This window comes from Microthrixaceae bacterium (assembly GCA_016702505.1).
GTDB lineage: Bacteria > Actinomycetota > Acidimicrobiia > Acidimicrobiales > Iamiaceae > Aquihabitans.
The window spans coordinates 101,708-125,893 of sequence record JADJDU010000007.1; the positions used below are offsets into that span (position 1 = coordinate 101,708).

General features: G+C 67.1%; 21 protein-coding genes. 9 read left to right on the forward strand and 12 right to left on the reverse strand.

Annotation, left to right across the window (positions count from 1 at the left end):
* Window positions 1-21: 21 nt before the first annotated feature.
* Window positions 22-861 carry a ribonuclease Z gene (locus IPG97_07765; protein MBK6856429.1) on the reverse strand — a complete coding sequence of 280 codons (840 nt, stop codon included), beginning with the start codon at window positions 859-861 and terminating at the stop codon, window positions 22-24.
* A 27-nt stretch (window positions 862-888) separates the two neighbouring features.
* Window positions 889-3,186, reverse strand: coding sequence for an arylsulfatase (locus tag IPG97_07770; protein MBK6856430.1), 2,298 nt, complete (start codon window positions 3,184-3,186; stop codon window positions 889-891).
* A 115-nt stretch (window positions 3,187-3,301) separates the two neighbouring features.
* Between IPG97_07770 and IPG97_07775 the strand changes: the two genes are divergently transcribed.
* The 6 genes from IPG97_07775 (at window position 3,302) to IPG97_07800 (ending at window position 10,390) form a co-directional block, all read left to right on the forward strand.
* Entirely contained in the window at window positions 3,302-3,988 is a 687-nt protein-coding gene (locus IPG97_07775) for a TetR/AcrR family transcriptional regulator (GenBank protein ID MBK6856431.1), read from the forward strand.
* Window positions 3,985-4,398, forward strand: a complete 414-nt coding sequence (locus IPG97_07780; protein MBK6856432.1) for an alpha/beta fold hydrolase — start codon at window positions 3,985-3,987, stop codon at window positions 4,396-4,398. The genes IPG97_07775 and IPG97_07780 overlap by 4 nt, the downstream gene beginning before the upstream one ends.
* Window positions 4,395-4,889, forward strand: coding sequence for an alpha/beta hydrolase (locus IPG97_07785; GenBank protein MBK6856433.1), 495 nt, complete (start codon window positions 4,395-4,397; stop codon window positions 4,887-4,889). Before IPG97_07780 ends, IPG97_07785 begins: the two co-directional genes overlap by 4 nt.
* Window positions 4,890-5,091: 202 nt before the next feature.
* Window positions 5,092-6,549 carry a DNA-3-methyladenine glycosylase 2 family protein gene (locus IPG97_07790; protein ID MBK6856434.1) on the forward strand — a complete coding sequence of 486 codons (1,458 nt, stop codon included), beginning with the start codon at window positions 5,092-5,094 and terminating at the stop codon, window positions 6,547-6,549.
* A 32-nt stretch (window positions 6,550-6,581) separates the two neighbouring features.
* Entirely contained in the window at window positions 6,582-7,070 is a 489-nt protein-coding gene (locus IPG97_07795) for a methylated-DNA--[protein]-cysteine S-methyltransferase (protein ID MBK6856435.1), read from the forward strand.
* A 23-nt stretch (window positions 7,071-7,093) separates the two neighbouring features.
* Entirely contained in the window at window positions 7,094-10,390 is a 3,297-nt protein-coding gene (locus IPG97_07800) for a DEAD/DEAH box helicase (protein MBK6856436.1), read from the forward strand.
* Window positions 10,391-10,411: 21 nt separating this feature from the next.
* Here the strand turns inward: IPG97_07800 and IPG97_07805 are convergent, their stop codons facing one another.
* The 10 genes from IPG97_07805 to IPG97_07850 form a co-directional block, all read right to left on the reverse strand.
* A complete protein-coding gene (locus IPG97_07805; GenBank protein ID MBK6856437.1) occupies window positions 10,412-11,767 on the reverse strand; it encodes an acyl-CoA dehydrogenase family protein in 1,356 nt (451 codons plus the stop codon).
* Window positions 11,768-11,822: 55 nt separating this feature from the next.
* Window positions 11,823-13,040, reverse strand: coding sequence for a hypothetical protein (locus IPG97_07810; protein ID MBK6856438.1), 1,218 nt, complete (start codon window positions 13,038-13,040; stop codon window positions 11,823-11,825).
* A gap of 99 nt (window positions 13,041-13,139) precedes the next feature.
* A complete protein-coding gene (locus IPG97_07815; protein MBK6856439.1) occupies window positions 13,140-13,928 on the reverse strand; it encodes a cytochrome c biogenesis protein CcdA in 789 nt (262 codons plus the stop codon).
* Entirely contained in the window at window positions 13,928-14,452 is a 525-nt protein-coding gene (locus IPG97_07820; GenBank protein ID MBK6856440.1) for a TlpA family protein disulfide reductase, read from the reverse strand. Before IPG97_07820 ends, IPG97_07815 begins: the two co-directional genes overlap by 1 nt.
* Entirely contained in the window at window positions 14,449-14,841 is a 393-nt protein-coding gene (locus IPG97_07825) for a hypothetical protein (GenBank protein MBK6856441.1), read from the reverse strand. The genes IPG97_07820 and IPG97_07825 overlap by 4 nt, the downstream gene beginning before the upstream one ends.
* On the reverse strand, window positions 14,825-15,388 hold the full coding sequence (locus IPG97_07830; protein MBK6856442.1) for a copper chaperone PCu(A)C: 564 nt from the start codon (window positions 15,386-15,388) through the stop codon (window positions 14,825-14,827). Before IPG97_07830 ends, IPG97_07825 begins: the two co-directional genes overlap by 17 nt.
* A gap of 41 nt (window positions 15,389-15,429) precedes the next feature.
* Entirely contained in the window at window positions 15,430-16,077 is a 648-nt protein-coding gene (locus tag IPG97_07835) for an SCO family protein (GenBank protein MBK6856443.1), read from the reverse strand.
* Between the two features lie 80 nt (window positions 16,078-16,157).
* The gene (locus IPG97_07840) at window positions 16,158-17,558 is read right to left on the reverse strand and encodes an NAD-dependent succinate-semialdehyde dehydrogenase (protein MBK6856444.1); all 1,401 of its coding nucleotides are present in this window, start codon (window positions 17,556-17,558) and stop codon (window positions 16,158-16,160) included.
* A gap of 18 nt (window positions 17,559-17,576) precedes the next feature.
* Window positions 17,577-19,250 carry an alpha-glucosidase gene (locus IPG97_07845; GenBank protein MBK6856445.1) on the reverse strand — a complete coding sequence of 558 codons (1,674 nt, stop codon included), beginning with the start codon at window positions 19,248-19,250 and terminating at the stop codon, window positions 17,577-17,579.
* 97 nt (window positions 19,251-19,347) lie between these two features.
* Window positions 19,348-20,784 carry a multicopper oxidase domain-containing protein gene (locus IPG97_07850; protein ID MBK6856446.1) on the reverse strand — a complete coding sequence of 479 codons (1,437 nt, stop codon included), beginning with the start codon at window positions 20,782-20,784 and terminating at the stop codon, window positions 19,348-19,350.
* 187 nt (window positions 20,785-20,971) lie between these two features.
* On the opposite strand from IPG97_07850, the gene IPG97_07855 reads away from it, so the two are divergent.
* The 3 genes from IPG97_07855 to trxA all read left to right on the forward strand — a co-directional run bounded on the left by IPG97_07855 (window position 20,972) and on the right by trxA (window position 24,152).
* Window positions 20,972-22,360, forward strand: coding sequence for a wax ester/triacylglycerol synthase family O-acyltransferase (locus tag IPG97_07855; GenBank protein MBK6856447.1), 1,389 nt, complete (start codon window positions 20,972-20,974; stop codon window positions 22,358-22,360).
* A gap of 72 nt (window positions 22,361-22,432) precedes the next feature.
* Entirely contained in the window at window positions 22,433-23,707 is a 1,275-nt protein-coding gene (locus IPG97_07860; GenBank protein ID MBK6856448.1) for a hypothetical protein, read from the forward strand.
* Window positions 23,708-23,798: 91 nt separating this feature from the next.
* A complete protein-coding gene (gene trxA / locus IPG97_07865; GenBank protein MBK6856449.1) occupies window positions 23,799-24,152 on the forward strand; it encodes a thioredoxin in 354 nt (117 codons plus the stop codon).
* Window positions 24,153-24,186 lie beyond the last annotated feature (34 nt).

Below are 24,186 nucleotides of genomic sequence, written 5' to 3' on the forward strand. Positions count from 1 at the left end.
CGGGCTGGTGGGTGGGCACGGTCAGGTCGGGTCTACGTCGACGCGGAGCAGGTCGTCGCCCATCTCGATCCGACCCGTGAAATGGGCGGCAGCCAGCTCCCGCCAGTCGTCGCCCCCGCCGGAGGGGAAGGCCGGCACGTAGTGGGTGAGCACCAACGTTGACACGCCGTTGCGGGCCGCGGTCTGGGCCGCTTCCTCCACCGAAGAGTGGTAGTCGAGGGTGTCCACCAGCCGTTGGATTCCGATGGCCGAGATGATGTCCTTGCGAATGGCGGTGTGGACCAGAGCTCCAGCACCAGCGCAAAGCTCATCGAGACCGATGCAGGGCACGGTGTCACCGGCCACCACCACCGAAGCGCCACCGTGGTCGAAGCGGAATCCGATGCTGGGATGCACCGGCTTGTGATCGGTGGGCGCGCAGATCACCGTCGCCTCGCCTGCCACCTCGACCGGGCCGTCCTCCACCTCGACCACCTCGACCGGGGGCCGGTACCCGAGGTCGGCGTGGTGGGCCATCCGATAGCCGATGTCGGGACCGAGAGCTGCCAGGAGGTGATCGACCACCTCACCGGTACCGGGTGGTCCGACGATGGTCAGCGGGGTGGGAGCGAAGCTCATGACCCACCTGGTGGTGATCACATCGGTGAGGTCGGTCAGGTGGTCGCTGTGCAGGTGGGTGATCAACACCGCCGACAGTTGCGACGCCGCCACCCCCGCCCCGGCCAGGCGCATGAGCACACCCCGCCCGGCGTCCACCAGATAGTGGCTGGAACCAGCGGTCACCAAGGTCGACGGACCGGCCCGGTTGGCGTCGGGCAGTGGGCTTCCGGTACCCAGGAGGGTGACCGAGATGGGGCTCATCGTTGACCGTCCTTCATCTCCGCGTCATTACTGGCGAGCCATGGCCGCAAGGGCTTCGGCTTCACGGGCGGCGGCCTCGGCGTCGTCGTCGGCGCTCGGGGGAGCGTCGTGCACCTGTACGACTACCTCGTGCAAGGTGCCGCTGAATGGGAACGGTCCGTCGTAGCGGGTGCTGACGGGCGAACCATGGTCGTACCCCACGCTGGCCCCGACCGAGGAGAACATGAACACCAACTGGGGAATGTCAACACCGCCGGCATCCGCACCGTTGACCACTAGGTCGATGCGCCCGGTCCGGCCCCGACCCACCCGCACCCGGGCGGTGAGGATGGCATGACCGTGAGGGATCGCGACCGTCGATTCGGCCACCGCATGGTCGTCGAAGGCGTTGTAATCGACCACCAGCCGGTCTCCCTGCACGAACACGGTGAAACCGGAGTTCTCAGTGCCCAACGCGAACAGCACCCCCTCGTCACCCGCGGCCCTGGTGACGCGCCCGGTCAGGTCGAAGGATCGGGCCCCGATGGCCGCAGCCGCCTGCCCGGGGAGCGGAGACATGGGGGGCCGGTACACGTAGCGCATGGTGGGCGGATGCGGTGAGTTGACCCGGAACCGGGCCCCGAACAGTTCGACCAGGCGGTCATCCATCGGCAGCACCCCGTGACGTTCGGCCTCGGCCCACCACAGGTCCTGGAGCTCGGCCAGTTTGTCGGGGTATGTGGTGGCCAGGTCGTTGGTCTCCGACCAGTCCTGAGACAGGTGGTAGAGCTCCCACGGCTCGGTGTCGAAGTCGGCCCCTTGGGTGTGGCGACACACCGCCTTCCATTCGCCCGCCACCAGGGCCCGGCTGCCCATCATCTCGAAGTACTGGACGGTGTTGGTGGCCGGTGCATCGGGGTCGCTCAACACGGTGGCGAAGGAACGTCCGGTCACGGGCATCTGCTGGAGCCCGCGGTAGACGTCGGGCGGGGTGACGCCGACCAGCTCGTAGATGGTGGGGACGATGTCGGACACGTTCACGAACTGCGGCCGCTTGGATCCGGTCACAGCCGGGTCCAAGCCCGCGGGCCAGTGGACCACCAGCGGCACGTGGACCCCACCCTCATGGGTGTTCTGCTTGTACCACCGGAACGGGGTGTTCCCGCACTGGGCCCAACCCCACGGATAGTTGGTGTGGCTGTGGGGTCCACCGATCTCATCGAGGCGTTCCACCGCGGCGTCCACATCTTCGGCGATGAAGTTGAAGTACTTCATCTCGTGCATGACCCCGGTGGGGCCGCCCTCCTGGGAGGCGCCGTTGTCGGCCATCACGATGAAGATGGTGTTGTCGAGCAGGTCACGCTCCCTCAGCCCTTCGACCAGGCGTCCGATCTGGTCGTCGGTGTGGTCCAAGAACGCAGCAAACGCCTCCTGGAGGCGGGCGGCGAACCGTCGCTGGTTGTCGGTCAGATCGTCCCACGGCTCGACGCCGGGGTTGCGGGGGGACAGGACGGTGTCGGGCGGGATGACGCCCTCGTCGATCTGACGCTGGAACCAACGCTGGCGCACCACGTCCCAGCCCTCGTCGAAGCGTCCCCGGTACTTGGCCAGGTATTCGGGTGGGGCCTGGTGGGGGGCGTGGGTGGCCCCGAAGGGCAGGTAGGCGAAGAAGGGGCGGTCGGGGCGGACCGCGGTCGAGTCCGAGATCATCCGCAGGAGCTGGTCGACCAGGTCCTGGCTCAGGTGGTAGCCGTCAGCCGGGCCTGCCGGCGGCTCGACGTGGTGGTTGTCGCACACCAGGTCGGGGTGGAACTGGTCGGTTTCACCCTCGAGGAACCCGTAGAACCGGTTGAAGCCCCGAGCCAGCGGCCACTGATCGAAGGGTCCGGCGGCCGATCCCTGTTCCATGGGGGCCAGATGCCACTTGCCGGCGCAGAAGGTGGCGTAGCCGGCCTGACCCAGGACTTCGGCCACGGTGGCGGCATGGTTGGAGATGTGACCCAGTTGGTTGGGGAACCCGGTTCGGAAGTTGGACAGGGTCCGCATCCCCACCGCGTGCTGGGAACGGCCGGTGAGCAGCGAGGCCCGGGTGGGTGAGCACAGCGGTGTCACGTGGAAGTTGGTGAACTGAACGCCGGCCGCGGCCAGGGCGTCGATGTTGCCGGTGTCGATGTCGGATCCGTAGCAGCCCATCTGAGCGAAGCCGGTGTCGTCGAGCAGGACCAGGACCACGTTGGGGGCGTCGGGCCCGGGATGGGCCGGTTCGTCGAACCAAGGCTGGGAGTCGGCCAAGGTCCGGCCGATGCGACCACCGAAGCCGGACTGAGGTTCGTGGGTGTCGCCCATTTCTGACTCCTCATCGGGCCGACCCCCTGTCGACCTCACGACGCAGGGTACTCGAACTCCCAAGATTTGCAAGTAGCACTCTCATTATCTGGACGAGGCTGGTATCGTCGAGACCGTGCCGTCCGCCACACCCGCCGCCACACCCGCCGCCAAACCCGCCGACACGGTGCCGGTAGACGGGCGCACGGCGCGCCGACAGCGAGGCCGGGCCGCGGTGATCGAGGCGGTGGTAGACCTGCTGAGCGAAGGCCACGTACCCCCCACCACTGCCGAGGTGGTGGCCCGGGCTGGGATCTCCGAGGCCACGCTGTTCCGCAACTTCGGGCGCCTCGACGACCTCCAACTCGAGGCCAGCACCACGTTCTTGGCTCGCCACGCCCACCTGTTCGAGATCCCCGAGATCGGCCAGGGGCCCCTCGACGCCCGTATCGAGCGTCTCGTCGTGGGCCGGGCCGCACTGTGGGAGGTGATCGGTCCCGTCGTCCGACTGGGGCGGTCCCGGGCCGTCGACAACCCGGAACTGGCCGACCTCCTGCGAACTAGCCGCCTCGCCCAGATCGACCAGGTCAAGACCCACTTCGCCCCTGAGCTGACCGCGCTCACGCCGACGCAACAAACCGACCGGGCCGCGGTCATCGCCTCGATCACCGGGTTCGAGTCGTGGGATCTGCACCGTCACGACCTCTCGCGTTCGACAAGTCGTGTCCACCTGACGTGGTCGGGGGCCCTCACCGCCCTGCTCGGACCCACACCCGTCGAAGCCACCGCCCCCAACCGCGCCGCCGGGAGGAAGAACCGATGACCGAATGGACCCACCCCGAACTGGAGCGATGGGCGAGCCGCGGCACCATGATCGAGGTGAACGCCCGAGCGACCACCCATCGGGTGTTCGTGGTCGACGTTCCCGGCGACGAGGCGACGACCGAGCCGTTGGTGGTCATCCACGGATTCCCCACGTCCTCGTTCGACTTCGCCCACGTGGTCGACGAGCTGAGTCGCAACCGACGGGTGGTGGTGATGGACCTGCTCGGCTTCGGCCTGTCGGCCAAGCCCGACCAGAGGTACTCGATCGAACTCCAGGCCGACGTGGTGGCCGGGGTCCTCGCCCGCCTCGGCATCGAACGCTTCGCTCTGCTCACCCACGACATGGGCGACACCGTGGGGGAGAGCTGCTGGCCCGGACCATCGACGGCTCCTGGCCGGTCACGGTGACCCGCCGCATCGTCACCAACGGCAGCATCTACATCGACATGGCTCAGCTCACCACCGGCCAGCTCATGTTGCTCGACCTGCCCGACGCCGCCGCCGAGTCGGGTCCGGGGCCCGAACTGCTGGCCGCAAGCCTCTCGGCCACCCTCGCGCCAACCAACACCGGGATCGACATGTCGGGCCACGCCGAACTGGTGTGCCACGACCGTGGTGACGCCCTGCTCCCTCGCACCATCCGCTACATCGAGGACCGACGGGCCAACGAGAGCCGCTACACCGGGGCGATCGAGACCCACCCGTCCCCGCTGCACGTGATCTGGGGCCCCGAGGACCCGATTGCGGTGCCCGCGATGGCCGAGCGCCTGGCCTCCACCCGCCCCGACGCAACTCTCACCTGGATCCCCAACACCGGCCACTACCCCCAGTTGGAGGACCCCGCCGCCTGGCTAGCCGCCGTCACCACCGCCCTGACCCACACCGCCCATCGCTTCTAGGGCAAGAACTGGCGACTGGACAACCCCTTCTCGCCCCAGAACCGGCCGGGGACGGTTGGCGTCTCGTTCTGGGGCAAGACCTGGTTGCGGAGCACCCGGTTCTTGCCCCAGAGCCGACCCGGGATCTTGCCCCAGAGCCGTATGAGACTGGGATGTCGGAATTCCGCTAGCTATCGAGTGAGGGGCAGGGGACACTGGGATGGTGTTCCACGACTTCGAGCGTTGCTATCGGGCGGTGCAGTCCCGTGACGCCCGCTTCGACGGGTGGTTCGTGACCGCGGTGAACACCACCGGCATCTACTGCCGTCCCAGTTGTCCGGCCCGTACCCCCAAACCAACCAACCTGACGTTCTTCCCCACCGCTGCCGCGGCGCAGAGAGCCGGGTACCGGGCCTGCAAGCGTTGTAGACCCGACGCGTCACCTGGTTCCCCGGAATGGAACGCCCGCCAGGATGTCGTCGCCCGCGCCATGAGACTGATCGCGGACGGGGTGGTCGACAGGGGCGGGGTACCAGATCTGGCGATGAGGCTGGGCTACAGCCAGCGTCAACTGGAACGGTTGCTCGTGTCCGAACTCGGTGCAGGTCCGCTGGCGATTGCCCGGGCCCAGCGGAGCCAGACGGCCCGGGTTCTCATCGAGACCACCACCATGCCGTTCGGCGAGGTCGCGTTCGGGGCCGGATTCTCCAGTATCCGCCAGTTCAACGACACCGTGCAGTCCGTGTTCGCCGTCACCCCGACCGAGATGCGACGACGGCCCATTCAGGCCGACGCCATCCCCACGGTGGGGGAGATCCAGCTTCGCCTCCCCTACCGGGAACCTTTCGACCCCGCCGGGGTGTTCGACCACCTGGCGGCCAACGCCGTGCCGGGGCTGGAGGAGCTGCGCGAGGGCGCCTTCCGTCGAACGCTTCGTTTGCCCCATGGTCCGGGTCTGGTGGCGTTGCGACCCGGTGGCGGTCATGTCTCCCTGAAGGTCCACCTCCACGACAACCGGGATCTGACCACCGCCATCGCGCGTTGTCGGCGGTTGCTGGACCTCGACGCCGACCCCGAGGCCGTCACCGCCCACCTCAGCGAAGATCCGGCCTTGACCACCGTGGTGAACGACCGACCCGGCCAACGCCTCCCCGGCACCGTCGACCCCCACGAGCTCGCCATTCGCGTGGTCATCGGCCAACAGGTCTCCCTCGGAGCGGCCGCCACCCACAGCCGACGCCTGACCGAGACCCACGGCACCCCCATCGCCTCTTCGATAGCCGATCACGACGGTTCGTTGACCCACCTGTTCCCCACCAGTGAAGTCCTCGCCGAGCTCGATCCCACCACGTTGGCCATGCCTCGCTCCCGGGCCCGGGCCGTGGTCGACTTGGCCCGATCCTTGGCTCAGGGCAAGGTCGACCTCGACCCCGGATCGGACCCGGCCCGCTCCCGTCATCAGCTCGCCTCGATCGCCGGGATCGGGCCCTGGACCTGTGAGATGGTGGCGCTACGAGGCCTCGGAGACCCCGATGCCTTTCCCGCCACCGACCTCGGGGTCACCCGCACCGCTGCCTGCCTCGGCCTCCCCACCAAGGCCGGTCCCCTCACCGCCCACGCCGAAACCTGGCGCCCCTGGCGCTCCTACGCCGTCACCCACCTCTGGAGCCATCGACCGTGACACCCAACAGACCTACTTCTCCACCTCGCCAGATCCGTTTCCGGGTGATCCACAGCCCGATCGGACCGCTGACGGTGGCCGGCACCGATCGGGCGTTGACCCACATCTGCATGCAGGACCAGGCCCACCCGCCCGCCGACCAGGCCGACTGGATCGAGGACCCCGCCGGGTTCGGAGACGTGATCGCCCAGCTCGAGGCCTACTTCGTCGGTGAGCTGACCGAGTTCGACATCGAGCTCGACCTCGAGGGGACCGAGTTCCAGAAGCGGGTGTGGGCCGAGTTGTTGACCATCCCCTATGGCCAGACCCGCAGCTACGGAGAGATGGCGCGCAACCTCGGCAAACCGGGAGCCTCCCGGGCGGTGGGCTTGGCCAACGGCCGCAACCCGGTGAGCATCATCGTCCCGTGCCACCGGGTAATCGGGGCCGACGGCTCACTCACCGGCTACGGCGGCGGCCTGAACCGTAAGGAAATCCTCTTGGAGCTCGAGCAAATAGGATCGAGGCTTCCGTTGCCCTAGGCACGTCCGCGTTTGATCCGCCAATGTCGACCCTCCCTCACATCTCCGAGTTGGCGCAGTGCCTCAAGGACGAGTTCGGCGACCGCACCTTTCAGCGCGGAACCAACTACGCCAGCCGGAGCCGGGCCACCGTCGTCCAGAACCAACCCGGATACCTGACCGGCGTGGTCCAAGGGTCCAACTACGAGCAGTACCACTCCACGGTGAGCTGGGCGCGTGTCGGTCACCGAATCGATGTGAAGGCCGAATGCTCCTGCCCGGTCGGCTATCGCTGCAAGCACGCGGTCGCCCTGATCCTCACCGCTCAACGCCAATCCCCGCCCTCTCCGGTGGCCTCGACCTGGCGCCAGGCGCTGTCAGGGCTGGTCAACACCACCGCTCCCGATGGTGACGAGTCTCGCCTCGGCTTGGAGATCGTCTTGACCGTCGCCCATGCACGCCACGGCCAGACGACGGGACCCATGTTGTTGGTGCGGCCCGTGCGCCTCGGCAGGAACGACAAGTGGGTCAAGACCGGAGCGACATGGCGCGACCTGAGCCAGTACGCAGTGTTCCGAAGCTACAGATCCACTCCACGCCTGAATTCAGATCAGGCCTCGGTCCTGGGTGCCATGGCCGCCAGCGCCCAAATGACCTACTACAGCGAGCCCGGCCCGGTGCCGCTCGAACGCTTTGGGCCGACGTTGTGGTTCCACCTGCGTCAAGCCGTCGATACCGGGATCGTGTTCTTGGAGTCCGATGCATTTCCGGCTGGCGCTGCGCTGTCGGCCACCGCTGCCACCGCGCACCTGGACGTGGTCGCCAACCAGTTCCAGCCCGGGTCGCTCGATGTGGCAGCCCACCTGAGCGTCGACGGCGAGCGGGTCGAGCTGACGCCGGGCGGGTTCCAGTTCCTGGGCAATCCAGCTCACGGATTGGCCATGCTGGAGGGTCAGTGCCTCAGGCTCATCCCACTCGACGCACCGTTACACACCGATCTCACCCGCCTGTTCGGCGGGCCACCCCTGGTAGTGCCCGCCCAAGAGTCCGACGAGTTCTTGGACGTGTACCGGCCGGTGCTGGCCCGCCAAGTCGCGATCGGTTCCTCGGACGGTTCGGTCGCGACGGCGGGCCCGACCTTTGATCGCTTGGTGTTGATCGTCGAAAGGACAGACCCAGACACCACGCTCCTGATCTGGAGGGCGCGCTACCGCCGCGGCGACCGAGTCTCCGACCTTCCGCTGAACTCCCCCAACCGTTTCGCCACCCCCTCCCGAGACCTGGCCGCCGAGGACCTGGCCGTCAAACAACTCGACCTCCCAGTCACGCTTCCGGCCCCGCTGGACCCCTACCTGCGCCAGGACCTGGTGGACCATCGGGGCCGGCCAGCCGACATCGCGGTGCAGGGACTCGACACCGTCGCCGTGTTCGACCTGGTGGTGCCGTGGTTGGAAAGCCGCGGATCCGTGGCCGTCGAGGTCGTCGGCGGGTTGCCACGACCGAGCGAAGCCACCGCCGACCCGTTGTTCTCACTGTCGGTGTCCGAGCCCATGAACCCACCGGGTGGGCCGGCATTGGACGGCACGGACTGGTTCGACCTGCAGATCGAGGTAAGCGTCGACGGAGAGGCGGTCGATTTTGCGTCACTGTTTGCCGCCTTGGTTCAAGAGCAGGAGGTGCTGTTCCTTACCAGCGGGAGCTGGCTGCGCCTCGACCGACCCGAACTCGCCAAGCTCCGCGAGCTGCTGTTGGAAGCTCGGGGCTTGGCTGACCCCACCGGCTCCGAAGTGGCACGGCTCAACCCGTTCCAGATCAGTTGGTGGGATGAGCTCACGAAGTTCGGGGTGGTGGAGACCCAATCGGCCCGGTGGGAATCAAACGTGGCCCGGATGCGAGCCCTGTCGGCACCTGAGCCCGTTTCGGTGCCCACCGGACTTCAAGCCGAGCTGCGCCACTACCAGCGCGACGGTCTCGACTGGTTGGCGTTCCTACACCGCAACCGTCTGGGCGGAATCCTCGCCGACGACATGGGCCTGGGGAAGACGGTCCAGATCCTGGCCCTCTGCCTCCACGCGTTGGAGGCCAACGGTGCGGCCCGGTTCCTGGTGATCGCCCCCACCAGCGTGGTCGAGAACTGGCACCGGGAAGCCCGCCACTTCGCTCCCGAACTACGCGTGGTCACCATCACCGAGACAGAGAAACGCCGGGGGACCACCCTGGACGAAGCGGTGGGTGAGGCCCAACTGGTGGTCACCTCCTACGCGTTGTTCCGAATGGAGTTCGACCAGTACCAGGACTTCGCCTGGGAAATGTTGTTGATGGACGAGGCACAGTTCGTCAAGAACCGAACATCCAAGATCTACCAGTGCGTGCGCCGGCTGGATGCCAACACCAAGATCGCCATCACCGGTACGCCATTGGAGAACAGCCTCATGGACCTGTGGTCGCTCCTGTCGATCACCGCACCCGGGCTCTATCCCGATCCCAAGCGCTTCTCCGACGTGTACCGGATTCCGATCGAAGCCGGGCGAGGAGCAGAACACCTGGCCACCCTGCGCCAACGCATCGCCCCGCTGATGCGGCGCCGCACCAAGGACCAGGTGCTGGCCGAGCTTCCCCCCAAGATCGAACAGACCATCGAGGTCGAACTCAACCCTCGCCACGCACGCCTTTACCAGGCCCAGCTCCAGCGCGTCCGCAAGAAGGTGCTGGGCCTGGTCGACGACGTGCAGCGAAACCGTTTCGAGATCCTCACCTCTCTTACTCTGCTGCGCCAACTCGCCTTGGATCCGGCCCTGGTAGACGACAGCCACGACTCCGTCGGATCAGCCAAGCTCGACCGGCTCATCGACGACCTCACCCAGGTGGTTGCCGAGGGCCACAAGGCACTGGTGTTCAGCCAGTTCACCGGCTTCTTGGCCCGAGTTCGGTCCCGTCTGGACGAAGCAGCCATCGACCACAGCTACCTGGACGGGCGTACCCGCAAGCGAGCCGAGGCCATCGCCGCGTTCAAAGACGGCGATGTGCCCGTGTTCGTCATCAGCCTCAAAGCCGGCGGATTCGGGCTGAACCTCACCGAGGCGGACTACTGCTTCGTGCTCGACCCGTGGTGGAACCCCGCGGTAGAGACCCAAGCCGTAGACCGAGCTCACCGCATGGGCCAGACCAACCCGGTGGTGGTGTACCGCTACGTGTCCAGCGGGACCATCGAGGAGAAGGTGATGGAGCTAAAGGCCCGCAAGTCCGACCTGTTCTCCCGTGTACTTGACGGCGAGGACGGGGCCCTGTCGGGACCGCTCAGCGCCGATGACATCCGTGGCCTGCTCGACCTTGCTGAGTGAGCTCGGACCGACCGCTGAGCGCTACTGGTTGCGAGGCAGGTCTTTGAACGGGGCCGTCTTCTCGTTGCCGGGCTCCTTGGGCAGCCCCAGAACCCGTTCGGAGATGATGTTGCGCTGGATCTGATCGGTGCCGCCGTAGATGGGCGGGGCCTGGGCCCACAGAGCCATGCCGGTGACCATGGGCAGGAACGGGTTCCCGGTGGCCTCGGTGATGGCCGCGGCCTCAGCGCCACCCTTGTAGCTGTGAAGCATTCCCGACGGGCCCACGATCCGCAGAGACAGATCGCGGCTGAGCCTGGTCATGTCGCTCATGGACAGCTTGGCGAGGTTGGCCATGCCGGGCAGGTCGACACCGGCTTTCTTGGCCGCCTTGGCCCGCAGGTTGCTGAAGCGGGCGATCTCACCCAGGGTGTGCAACCGGACCAGGTCCTGTCGGATGGTCGGGTCGGTGTTGGTGCCGTTGCCTCGGGCCAGGTCCATGAGGAGCTTCGCCCCGCCGGCCAGCCCAGGTGCGGCCCGGCGAGGACCGGCCTTGGAGGTCCCCTTGCCGGAGGGCACCGGTGCCGCCACGAAGTCAGAGCACGGGCGGTCGAGGTGCCCGGCGACGGTGCCGGGCATGGCCATCCCCCCGGCCGCCGACCCGCCCCCGGCACCGAGTCCGGACCGCTCGTGCATGAGGGTGGTGTTGGTGACGGCCCACCCGTTGTTGCGCCCACCGATGATGGCGGAGTCGGGGACCCGGGCATCGGTCAGGAACACCTCGTTGAACATGGCATGACCGGTCATCTCGACGAGGGGCCGGACCTCGATTCCGGGCTGGTGCATGTCGATGGAGAACCAGGTGATGCCCTGGTGCTTGGGCACCTCGACATCGCTCCGGGCGATGAGCATCCCCATGTCGGCCACGTGCCCGAGCGAGGTCCACACCTTCTGGCCGTTGACGATCCACTCATCGCCGTCGCGGTCGGCTCGGCACGTGAGCCCGGCCAGGTCCGACCCGGCTCCCGGCTCGCTGAAGAGCTGACACCACGCCGCCTCGCCGGTGACGATGGCCCGCACGTAGGTATCGATCTGTTCCTGGCTGCCGTGGGTGGCGATGGTGGGCGCTGCCAGGAGGAGGCCAAGGCCACCGGGGGCGCTCAAAGCCCCGAAGGCACCGATCTCGGACTGCACCCGCACGGCGTCGTTACGGGCCAGGCCGCGCCCGTAGGCGTTGACCGGAAGTCCCGGGGCCGACCAACCCGCCAACCCCAGGCGGCTCCACCACTCCCGCACGGTCAGCGCCGGGTCCCAGTTGTCCTCCAGGAAGGCGCGGAGCTCGTCCACGACGTCGTCGGTGTTGGATGGCTCGACCGTGGACGGATCGGTGATGGTCATCGGATAGCTCCCCTGCGTGACAGCACACCACCCCTGCGGTGCAGGTGGATTGCTATTAGCTCTTGACCGCCTGGTCAAGTAGGTGCGGGTCGCGGGGGCGTTCGAGGCGCTTCAAGCCCACGCGGGCCGTGCGCCACGCCGAATCGGCCAACAGCAGGGCCAATGCCACCGCCGCCACCTCGTGGATCTCGAACACCAAGCCCAGCGCCGCCACATTGACCGCGCCCAGACCGAGCCAGGATCGAGTGGCGGCAAACCCCTCGCTCAACTTCTGATGACCACCACCGCGCAGCATGGGCAACAGGTAGGCCAAGGCTCCCCACACGATCTGGATGAAGCCTCCCACCACCAGCACCAGCAACCAGTTGCCGGTGAATGGCAGCCGGTCGTAGCGCTCTGCCTCATAGGCGGTGGCCAGCACCGCGGTCGACATCCACAGCGGACCGATCCACAGGGCCAGGATCCGAGGTCCGGCCCAATCGAACTGGCGCCTGGTCACGACCGGCATGAACGCCAGCAGCATCAGGATCCCATAGCCGTACGCACCGAGGGCCACGAACAGGATCATCGTCCGTTCGAGAACTATCCCCGCCGCCGCGACCACCACCGCCACCACCTGGAAGCCCAGGACCGAACCGAGCCGGGCCGAGGTGACCCGGTGGCTCATGCGGCTCCGTCCCACCGTCGAACCGAAGAACGGGAGGGTGGTGAGGATCACCAGTCCCACGAACCCCAACAAGTTGAGCGTGGCATGGGCGGCCCGCAACTCGGGACGGGCCCCGTCGCTCACCATGTACACCCCGACCCCGATGGCGGCCACCGCCAGCACCAGCGCGGCCACGTATCCGCCTACGGCCACATCGAAGCGGCGCTCTGACCCGAGGGCTACCGTCGACACCAACAGGTAGGCGAGCAGCGCCAGCCCGACCAGGTAGGCCACCCCGGCTCCAGCCGTGATAGCCGTGGCCAGCTCCAGCTCTCGGCCGGCCACCACTCCGACCGCCCCGACCACCAACAGAGACCGTTGCGCCATGACCGCCCACCCCGCTGGGGCCGGTGCTGCCGACCAGGTCACTGTCAGCATCAACGTGACCCCGCTGATGGCTTGGCCCACCCCGCCGGCCAGCACCAAGTGAAGGGGCATCCACCGTTCCTGACCTGACGCTGCCGCGGCCGCCGCCACCACCAGGAAGGCCAGAGACAATCGCAAGGTGGTTCGGGTCTGGCGATGACTCTCCCTGACTCGCCCGTCAGAGGTTCTGCTGGTTGTCATGACGTTTCGACTCCTCCCCCGCTCCCAATGCGACCATACCGACCCGACACCGCGCGTTCTACGTACCGATAACGCGCCCCCGGCGGTCGGGCCGGCTGGTCAGAGAGGAAGGGACGCCCCGCCGAATCGGGTCTGGAGCTCACCCATCCACTGGGCCCACACCCCGGTCACCTGGAGGACCCCGAGCACCACCAGCATCCCGCCGCTCACCTGCATGATCCCCTGGTAGTGACGCTTCACCACGGCAAAGGCCGACATGGCCCGGTCGAAGGCGAGGCCGGTGATGAGCAGCGGCAGGCCCAGACCCAAGCAGTAGATGGACGACAACGCGGCACCCCGGGCCGCCGAGGCCTGATCACTCGAAGCGGCCAGTCCCAACACCACGCCGAGGGTCGGTCCGATGCACGGGGTCCAACCCAGCGCGAAGGTGACCCCGAGCAGCGGCGCGGCCCACAGGCCCTTACCCGGCAACTTGTGGATGCGGACGTCGCGGTTGAGGAACGACACCCGGCTGAGCACGCCGGCCAGCAGCAACCCCAAGATGATCGTAACCACGCCGAAGATCTGGCTGAGCCCGACGGCGTGACGGGCCATGGCATCGCCGAAGCTCCCGAACAGCGCACCGAAGGACACGAACACCAACGCGGTACCGGCCACGAAGCCCAACGTGCCGAGCAGGACCCGACGAATCGCGTCACCGGTACGAGGGGCCTCAGCGCTGCCACACATCTCGGCCGCCGACATCCCCGTTGTATAGGAGAGGTATGCCGGCACCAACGGGAGCACGCACGGCGACAGGAACGAAACCACGCCGGCGGCGAAGGCGATGGCCGCGGCCACCAAGAGGGAGCCGTCCTGCACCCGATCTGCCGCTACGGACAACAGCATCAGGCTCGCACCTCGTCGAGCGCGGCCAAAACTTCTTCGTCATCGAAGTCGATAGCACCCGGGAAGGTGCCGACCACCTCTCCCTCGGGGTCCAACAACACCGTGGTCGGGACTCCCAGGGCGCTGAACGTGCGCTTGAACTCGTTGCGCCGGTCTCGCCACAGCTCGACTTCGAGGCCGTGCTTGGCGATCTTGGCGTCGATCTCGTCTTCCACGTCGGCGGCGTCGAGGTTGACCGCCACGATCCGGATCCCGTCGGCGGAATCCGACTCGGCGAACTCCTGAAGCCCGGCCAACTCCTCGTCGCACTCACGACACCACGTGGCCCAACTCACCAGCAGGACCGGTTCGCCAGCCAGATCGGCGACCGACACCGGCTCTCCGGTTCTCAGGTCGGCCACCGCGTAGTCGGTACCACCACCCCCGCCGCCACATGCAGCCAGAAGCGACATGCCCAGTAGCGAAACGACCACGACCACCACGGCGCTGAAAGTCGAGGCCTTGGGCCGAGTCGAGGCACTCATGGGTCCTTCACCACGATCAGGTAGCGCTGGTCCTCGGTCACCGGGCAATAGCCCTCGTAGGTACCGGCCTTGCCGTAGCGGAGGAACAACTCCTCACCGGCGTCGACCAGGTACGGACCGACCGAATGGCGGACCACGTCCTCGTTGCGGATCCGGATGTAGTCGCCCACGGTGAACTCCAATCGGGACGGCATCACCGCCACCTTCTCCCGGGCCTTGAGCCGATCGTTGGTGCCCTTGGGAACCACGATCTCGATGGTCTGGGGTTCACGTTCGCCGCCCTGGATCATGGTGATGCCCACCACCACGCCGACGGCGGCCACCACGGTCACGATGACCGCGGCGACCAGCCACCGACGCGACGACCTGGTCTCAGGGTGCGGTGTCACGGACCTCGGCCTCCACCACGACCTCGCCGGCGTTCTCGAAGGTGAGGGTCACCTCGATGGTCGACCCTGTCTCCAACGGTGCGACCAGATCCATCAGCATGATGTGGAAGCCACCCGGTTCGAGGCTGACGGTCTCACCGGCCGGTACCGGGATCTCGTCGACCTCGGCCATCTCCATCATGCCGCCGCCCGTGGTGTCACCCCCGGCCATCTTGGTCTCGTGGATCTCGACCTTGCCGGCCACCGCGGCGTCTACCGATGCATCGAGCAACGCATCATCGGTGTCAGTGCCGTTGTTGATCTGGAGGTAGATCGCGCCCTTGGTGGTAGCCGATGGCGATGTCCGGGCCCAGGCCCCGTCGATGGTCAACTCACCGGCCGGAGCGGTGGTGGTGGCCGCTTCGGTGGTGGTGGTGGTGGTGGCCTCGGCCACGGTGGTGGTCGTGTCGTCGGAGGCGTTGTCGTCGCTGCCACAGCCAGCGAGCAGGAGACCGGCCCCCAGCAGAACTGCGGCGGAACCGGTGGTGATGCGGGACTTGACGTTCATGGGTGTCTCTCCTGGTTGATGCTTATTTGGGGAGGTCTTGGTCAGGCCGCGTCGGCCCGGTCGAAGATGGCGTTCAGATCAGCGGTCATGTCGGCGCTCTCGAACCCGAAGGGCCACTCGACGACCACCGTCCCGGTGTCGTCGACCACGTAGGTGACCGCGGTGTGCGACACCTCGTAGGCGTCGTCACCTGCTTGGTGGTCGGCCACCTCGAACTGCACCCCGAAGGCGTTCGTGGCGTCCAGAAGCTCGGCGGGATCCTCGGTGCGGAGGCTCACGGTCCGCTCGAAGAAGTGCCCGAGGTAGGCGTCGAGCACCTCGCCACTGTCGCGGTCGGGATCGACGGTGACCATGGCGACGGAGACGCGCTCAGCTCGTTCATCGCTCAGGTCACCCATGGCGACGCTCATGTCGCTCATGGTGGTGGGGCAGATGTCGGGGCAGGAGGTGTAGCCGAAATACACCAGCATCAACCCGCCCGCATCGGCCTTCATGGTGACCGGCGTGGCCGGATCGGAGGCGTTGGGCAACGTCACGGTCGAGACATCCAATGCCGGAGTGCGAACTACTCCGGCCAGGGATAGGGAACCATCGCCGCTCCCGTCGTCCCCACAGGAGATGAGCACAACCGAGGCGACCAGAACCGCAACCATCAAACCCAGCCGACGTAGCGATCGTCCCGCATTCATGTGAACGACGATACAAGCAGACCGGAAAACGCCGGGGGCCGTCTGTCACCAGCCCATATGACTGACGTCACACTGGGGTGTCAGCCCCAGTCGACGGCGACGTACTTGGTCTCCGTGTAGGCCAACAGCCCCTCATGGCCACCTTCACGGCCGAGCCCGGACTGCTTGACCCCACCGAAAGGAGCAGCAGGATCCGACACCACGCCCTTGTTGATCCCGACCATGCCGGCCTCGAGTTGTTCGGCCACCGCCATCCCCCGCCCGAGGTCGCCGGTGAAGACGTAGGCAATGAGACCGTGCTCCACGCCGTTGGCTCGGGCCACCACATCCTCACCCGGTTCGAACGGGCTGATCGATGCCACCGGACCGAACACCTCTTCAGACAGCAGAGGCGAATCCGCCGGCACCTCCGACAGCACCGTGGCCTCGTGGTACCACCCGCGTCGAAGGTGAGCCGGTCTACCGCCGCCGGTGAGCACCCGGGCCCCGCCATCGACACCGGCTTGCACCAGGCGTTCCACCTTGGCTCGGCCGGCCTCGTCGATCAGCGGGCCGAGACGGGTGGCCGGATCCAGACCCGGCCCCACGGGCAACGAGCCCATGGCCACCGCCAGGCGACGGGCGAACTCGCCGGCCACCGGGGCTTCCACCAGGAACCGGTTGGCGGCCGTGCAGGTCTCGCCGTTGTGACGAAGCTTGGCCACCATCGCCCCCTCGACGGCCAGGTCCAAGTCGGCATCGGCGAAGACCAAGAACGGCGCGTTACCTCCCAGCTCCATCGAGCAGTTCACCACCCTCTGGGCTGCCTGGGCCAACAACACCCGGCCCACCTCGGTCGAGCCGGTGAAGGAGAGCTTGCGCACTCTTGGATCGCCCAGCACCGCGGCGGTGACACCCCGGGCATCGACGGTGGGGATCAGGTTGACCACGCCCGAGGGGGCACCGACCTCGTCGAGAGCCTGGTGCAGAATGGCCTCCAACGCCACCGCGGTCAACGGCGTCTGAGCGGCAGGCTTGGCCACCACCGTGCAGCCGGCGGCCAGGGCCGGCCCCACCTTCCGGGTGAGCATGGCGGCCGGGAAGTTCCACGGGGTGATCAGGTAGCTGACCCCCACCGGTTGCAGCATGACCACCTGGTGGCCACCGCCGCCCGGGGCCCGTACGACCGAACCGTGGAGACGAACCGCTTCCTCGGAGAACCAGCGGAAGAACTCAGCGGCGTAGGCCACCTCACCCCGAGCCTCGGCGATGGGTTTGCCGTTCTCCCGGACGATGGTCTCGGCCAGCTCGTCGCTGCGCTCGACCATCAACTCGAAGGCCCGGCGCAAAACTGTGGAACGAACCCGAGGAGCGGTGTCGCTCCATTCGGGAAAGGCTGCGGCGGCGGAGTCGACTGCGGCAGAAGCGCCCGCCACCTCCACGTCGACCACGGACGCAAAGGGCTCCTCGGTGCTCGGATCGACGACCTCGATGTCAGTCATCTTCCACCTCCGTCTCCCTCACGACTGTTTCGGATCCAGGACCACGGCACAATGGCCAGGGATGTGAACGCTCCCAGCCGACACCACCACGGCTGGGTCGGTGGCACACAGCACCTGGCTCCCCACCGGGATCGGCACCGTTGCGGCCACGGCCCCGAAGTTGATGGCCACCACCGTCACCTCGAGCTCGTCGTTTCGCTCGTAGACCAAAACGTCGGGCCACGCCGGGTCCGCATGCCGCAGCGACAGGGTTCCAGCGTGCAGGCTCGGGCGTTCGGCGCGCAACGCCAACAGAGCCCGGTAGAGCTCCAGCATCGACCCCTCGACCTCGTCCTGGGCGGCCACGTTGCTGGCCCGATAGCCCGGGTGCACCGGCAGCCACGGCACGGCCTCGGCGGTGGTGAAGCCAGCGTTGGCCTCACCGCTCCACTGCATGGGGGTGCGGACCTCGTCGCGGTTGAGCCGTTCGGGCAACCGTTGGAGAACGGCTTCGGGAACCCACCAGAAGAACGACCGGGCGATGGGATCCCGAGCCTCTCGTAGCCGCATCGGCGTGTTGGCCATGGCGATCTCCTGGCCCTGGTAGATGGTGGGCACACCTCGCAGCGTGCACAACAACACAGCGAGGGTGCGGGCCTTGGCCTCGTCTCCTCCGACCCGGTCGATCAAGCGGCTGCGGTCGTGGTTCTCCAGGACGTAGGTGGGTTGGAGCGGCGGCGGGAACTCCTTCTCGTAGGCCTCGATACGGGACCGGAAGAAGTCGGCGTCGTAGCTGTAGGCCAAGAAGTCGAACAGGAACACCAGGTGGAGGCCGTCACCATCGCCCAGGTACCGGCGCAGCGTGTCGGGGGTTCCGAACACCTCACCGAGCAGCACCCGTTCGACGCCATCGCCGTCGGCGAACTCGTCGACCACGGCCCTCAGCTCGCGGGCGAAGCCGAAGTTGTCCTCGGTGTTCTCGGTGAACGGGCGCTGCCACAGCCGGGTCTGGTTGCCGTCGACCACCGGCTTGAACGGGTTGTCCCGGAAGTGGCGGTCCTTCATGACATAGCCGAAGATGTCGAGCCGGAAGCCGTCGACCCCTCTTCCCAGCCAGAATCGCACGGCGTCGAATGCCGCCTCCTTGACCTCAGGGTTGCGCAGGTTCAGGTCGGGCTGGAACGGCAAGAAGGTGGCCAGGTACCACTGCTGACGATCGGGGCCCCACTGCCACGCCGTCTTGACCTCCATCACCGAGCGCCAGTTGTTGGGCGGTTTGCGCCCACCCTTTCCGCGACCGTCACGCCAGATGTACCAGTCCGACTTGTCGTTGGAGCGGCTGGCCCGGCTCTGGGCGAACCACGGGTGTTGGTCCGACGTGTGGTTGATGACCAGGTCGAGCATGACCCGCAGGCCTCGCTCGTGGGCTTCGTCGATGAGGCGCTGGGCGGTGTCGAGGGTGCCGTACTCGGGGGCGACATCGCAGTAGTCGGAGATGTCGTAGCCGTAGTCCTCTTGGGGACTGGAGAAGAACGGGCTCAGCCAGATGGTGCCCACCCCCAGGTCGACGATGTGGTCGAGGTGGTCGATCACACCTTGGAGGTCACCCAGGCCGTCGCCGTTGGAGTCGGCGAAGGATCGTGGGTAGATCTGGTAGATGACGGTCGACTTCCACCATGGCTCACCACTGGAACTGCGCACCGGTTCGGTCATGATCGCAGCGTAGGGGCGGCTCCCCGAACGCGGCGGAGGGCCGGCCCGAAGGCCGGCCCTCCGCTTGGGGGAGGTGAGTCAGTGGGAGAAACCGAACTCAGTGACCGCCCCCGGTGGCCTCCACGTCACCGGCCTGGAAGATGCCCAGGGCACCCTTGCCGACGTTGGCGAACTTGTGGGTGACGATCAGGTACAGGCCAGCCTCGTCGAAGGTGAACTCCACGTACCCACCCTGTGACGGTTGCAGGTCCAGGGCCTGCGCTCCGCCCTGGCGGCCGTCGGGACTCAGCAGGAGCGTGCCCTCCTTGAACACCGTGTCGAAGATGGTTCCCACGATGTGGAAGGCGCTGTTCTCACTGGGACCGGCGTCGAGGACCCAAGCCCGGATCCGCTGGCCGGGCTCGACCCGGATGTAGGACTCGGCGGTGGCGTACTGGTTCACGTAGCCGTTGAAGACCACGGCGTCCCAGGCCTCGTTCTGCATCTTCTTCAGGTCTCCAGGCCCGTCCATGGGGCCGGTGTAGAGCTCTGACTGGACGAAGATGTACTCGGCGTCGACGGGGGGCAGGTTGGGCGGATCGATGATGATCCCGCCGAACATGCCGTTGCCGATGTGGTGCAGGGCCGGTGACGTCCCGCAGTGGTACATCCACATGCCGGCGTGCTTGGCCTCGTACTGGTACACCAGGCTCTCGCCCGGCTCGATGGTGCGCATCTCGTCGTTCCAGGCCACCTTCGATGCGTGGAAGTCGACCGAGTGACCCATCTTGCCGTTGTTGGTGAGGGTGATGGTGAAGATGTCACCCACCTTGCCTCGCAGCACGGGTCCGGGGAACTGCTTGTTGAAGGTCCACATCTCCTGGGTGACGCCAGGGGCGACCTCCAAGACCGTCTCCTCGGCCGACATCTCGATCTTGTGCTCGGTGCCTCCGGGGGCGGGCTGGAGCTTGTTGTCGAACGGCTTCCAGTCGGCGGCTGGGGTTGCGGCGAAGTCGATCTCGGCGCCGGTGGCCGCGGCCTCTTCGGCGCTACCTGCGGTGCCGCCGCCACCTCCACCTCCGGAGCCGCCGGTGACGGTGATAGCGGCTTCCATGCCGGCATCACGGTGACCGGCGACCGTGCACCAAGCCAGGGTGTCGGCCTGGAGCCCTGGGACCACGATGGTCTCGCTGGCACCGGGGTCGAGCATCTTGGTGCCGATCTCTCCGTTCACGGTGAAGTCGTGGGGCATGGCGCCCTTGTTGGTCACCTTGAAGGTGATCTCGGCACCGGCCGGTACCTCGATCTTGCCGGGCTTGATGTAGAGGTCGCCCAGTTCGACGTCGATGGTGACGGGGCCGCTGGACGCCCCACCGCCGCCACCACCGCCGTCACCGGACTTGGAGATGCCGATGCCGACGGCCACGATGGCCGCGACCATGCTGAAGGCGGCGATGGCCACTGCCACCACCACCCAGTTGTCTCGCTTGTCTTGGGGACTGCTGGTGGGTGGTGGCGCCGAAGTGGGCGCATTGGAAAGGGTGTCGGTGGACATTGGCGATCCTCCTTGATCTGTCCGGTTCCTCCGGTGACCAGATTTATTCCGTAACGGCTGGAGAAATAGAGCACAAGGTCCCGATCACTTCTAGAGATGACCCCGATGCGCGGCATCGACCCAGGGGCCGCACCAACGAGCACAAGGTCCCTAGGCCCAGAACCGAATGTGGACCACCATCGAAGGAATGACTCCCTCCCCGCCTCGGGTTGCGGCCGAGCCCCATGTGAGCGACGCCGACGCCTTCGCTTTCCGTATGGAGCGAGACCGGGTGTTGCGCTCCACCATCGTGGCCATCGCGGTGCTGGATCGGTCACCGGACTGGGACCACCTCCGCCGCAGGGTCGACCGGGCCACCCGCCTGGTCCCCTCGTTCCGTCAGCGAATCGCCCCATCTCCGTTCAACCTGGCGTCTCCCCGCTGGATCACCGACCCGGACTTCGATCTCGACCGCCACCTGAATCGGGTGAAGATGGACGAAGGCAGCGACCTAGCCCAGGTGCTGTCACTGATCCACAACATCGAGGAGGTGGCCTTCGACCTCGACCACCCGCCGTGGGAGATAACCCTGCTCGACGGGCTAGCCGGGGGTCGAACCGCGCTGGTGCTAAAGGTGCATCACGCCCTCACCGATGGCATCGGGGGAATCCAGATCGCCGGCCACGTTGTCGACCTCGATCGCACCCCCGTCGAGATGGACCTGCCGCCCGCACCGCTGCCGGGACGCCACGGAGGCATGGCCGATCTAGCCGAGGCGGTCGGTCACGACCTGGCCCGCATCGCCGATGCCGGGAAGATGGTGGCGTTGCACGCTCCGGCCACCATCGCCTCGTCGATCACCAACCCCATCGGCACCGCCCAGGAGGTTGCTCGCACCGCCGGTTCCCTCTACCGCCTGGTGCGTCCCGTCGTCGCCACCCGATCGTCGTTGATGACCAGACGGGGCTTGGATCGCAACTTCCACCACCTCGACGTCCCGCTGCACCCGTTGCGAGCGGCCGCGGCCCGCGTGGACGGGAGCCTCAACGATGCCTTCATGGCTGGCGTGGCCGGAGGGTTCCGCCTCTACCACGACCGTCACCTCGTACTGACCAACACGTTGCGCTTCACCATGCCGGTGAGTCTGAGGTTGGACGACGACGGCCCTGGCGGCAACCACATCTCCCTGGTCCGCTTCGACCTTCCCGTGTGCGGCGCCGACCCCGAGCACCGGATGCGCCAGATCGGAGCGGCGTGCCGGGCCGAACGTCGCGAGCCTTCGCTCCAGTTCAGCAACCAGGTCGCTGCCGCGCTCAACATGTTGCCGGTCGGGTTCGTGGGGGCCATGCTCAAGCACGTGGACGTGGTGGCCACCAACGTCCCGGGCTTCACCGACCACGTCTACGTGTCGGGAGCCCGCCTGGAAGCGTTCTACCCGTTTGCCCCCACCCTCGGCACTGCCGCCAACGTGGCCCTCATGTCCTATGGCGACACCTGCCACATCGGCCTGAACACGGACAGGGACGCGGTTCCCGATCCCGAACTCTTGCTGCGTTGCCTGCGAGAGTCCTTCGACGAGTTGGTGGCGCTGGGTTAGGTGCACCCGAGGGCCGCTAGGTTTCTGCACGGTGCCTGCACGAAGTTGGCACGGTGACCAACAGGAGCCTCCATGCACCGGAGATCACGCCAAGGCCGACCGTCGATCATCAGCATCGCTCTGACCGCCGCCTTGGTCAGCGCGCCGGTCCTAGCCGGGTGCAGCGATGACAGCACCAAGACCGCCTCACCGACTGGCGACTCAAAGGTGACGACGACCGAGCCCACCACGACTCCGCCAGAGACCGGCCCCGTCGAGTTCAGCGACGGGGACTTCTACGCCGTGCCCGACCCCCTCCCCACCTCTCCCCACGGAACGCTCCTGCGCTACCAGGAGGTGAGCCCGTCGGTGGTCGAAGGGGCCACCACGTTCCGAATCCTCTACCTGTCGAAGTCCTTGGCTGGCGACCCGATCGCCGTCTCGGGAACCGCCCTGGTCCCGGAGGTACCGGCCACCGGTGACGGGCGGCCGATGTTGACCATCGCCCACGGCACCACCGGCATCGCCGATGAGTGCGCTCCGTCCAAGGACCCCGGGTCCGAACTGTTGTTGATGGGCGGCCCCATCGAGAACGGATGGCTGGTGGCGATGTCGGACTACGAGGGACTCGGCACCCCCGGTCGCCACCCGTACCTTGTCGGTCCCAGCGAAGGTCGCAGCGTGATCGACGCCATCGTGGCCGCCCGCGCTCTGCCTGGTGCCGACGCCGGATCCCAGCTCGCCATCGCCGGCTACTCCCAGGGCGGACACGGTGCCCTGTGGGCCAACGAGGTGGCCCCCGAGTGGGCACCCGACCTCGATGTGGTCGGCACCTTCGCCGGTGCTCCGGCCACGGAGCTGGACGTGATCCTGTCGGCGGCACCCAACATCCCGGCCCTGTCGGGCTTCGCCTTCATGATGATGGCGGGGATAAAGCAGTCCTATCCCGATGCCGACCTGTCCACGCTGCTCACCCCGGCCGGCATCGACGCCCTGGACAATGTGGACACGGGGTGCGTGAGCGATGTGATGGGTTCGTTCTCTGCCAACGAGGACGGCCCGCTCATCAAGGCGGACGGGCCCGCCACACCCGAGTGGAAGAAGCTGGCCGCCGACAACAACCCGGGTTCGGTGGTCACCGACGACCCGGTCCTCATCATCCACTCAGAGGTAGACCAGGTGGTGCCGGCCACCCTCAGCGCCATCCTCCTCAGCCGCATGTGTGCCACCGGTCAGGCCGTGGAACGACGGGTGGTGGCCGAGGGCTCTCACACCGGTGCGGCCCCGCCTGCCTACCTCGATGCCCTCACGTGGCTGACCGACCGTTTCGAGGGAAAGCCGGTACCCCCCTCCACCTGCCCGTCCTGACGGTAGAAGCCCCGAACGTGGGCACAGCAACGGGTTGTGTACCCCATGGGGTATCGATACCCTGGCTCTCACGTCCACTCGAGGAGCAGATATGACCGTGGAACTGACCGCCGCCAACTTCCAGGACGCCATCGAGGGCGAAGGCATAGTGCTCATCGACTGGTGGGCCGAGTGGTGCGGGCCGTGCCGCATGTTCGCCCCCGTGTTCGAGGCATCGGCCACCAACCACCCCGACATCACCTTCGCCAAGATCGATACCGAAGCCGAGCCCGAACTGGCGGGCATGGCTTCGATCCAATCCATCCCCACCCTGATGGCCTTTCGTGACGGGATCTTGGTGTTTCGTCAGTCCGGAGCCCTGCCCGCGGCGGCGCTGGAAGACCTGATCTCCCAGGTCCGCGGCCTCGACATGGACGAGGTGAGAGCGCAGGCCCAACCGTCCTGAGTCCTCTAGCGTCGCGGTCTCCGCTCGACATAGG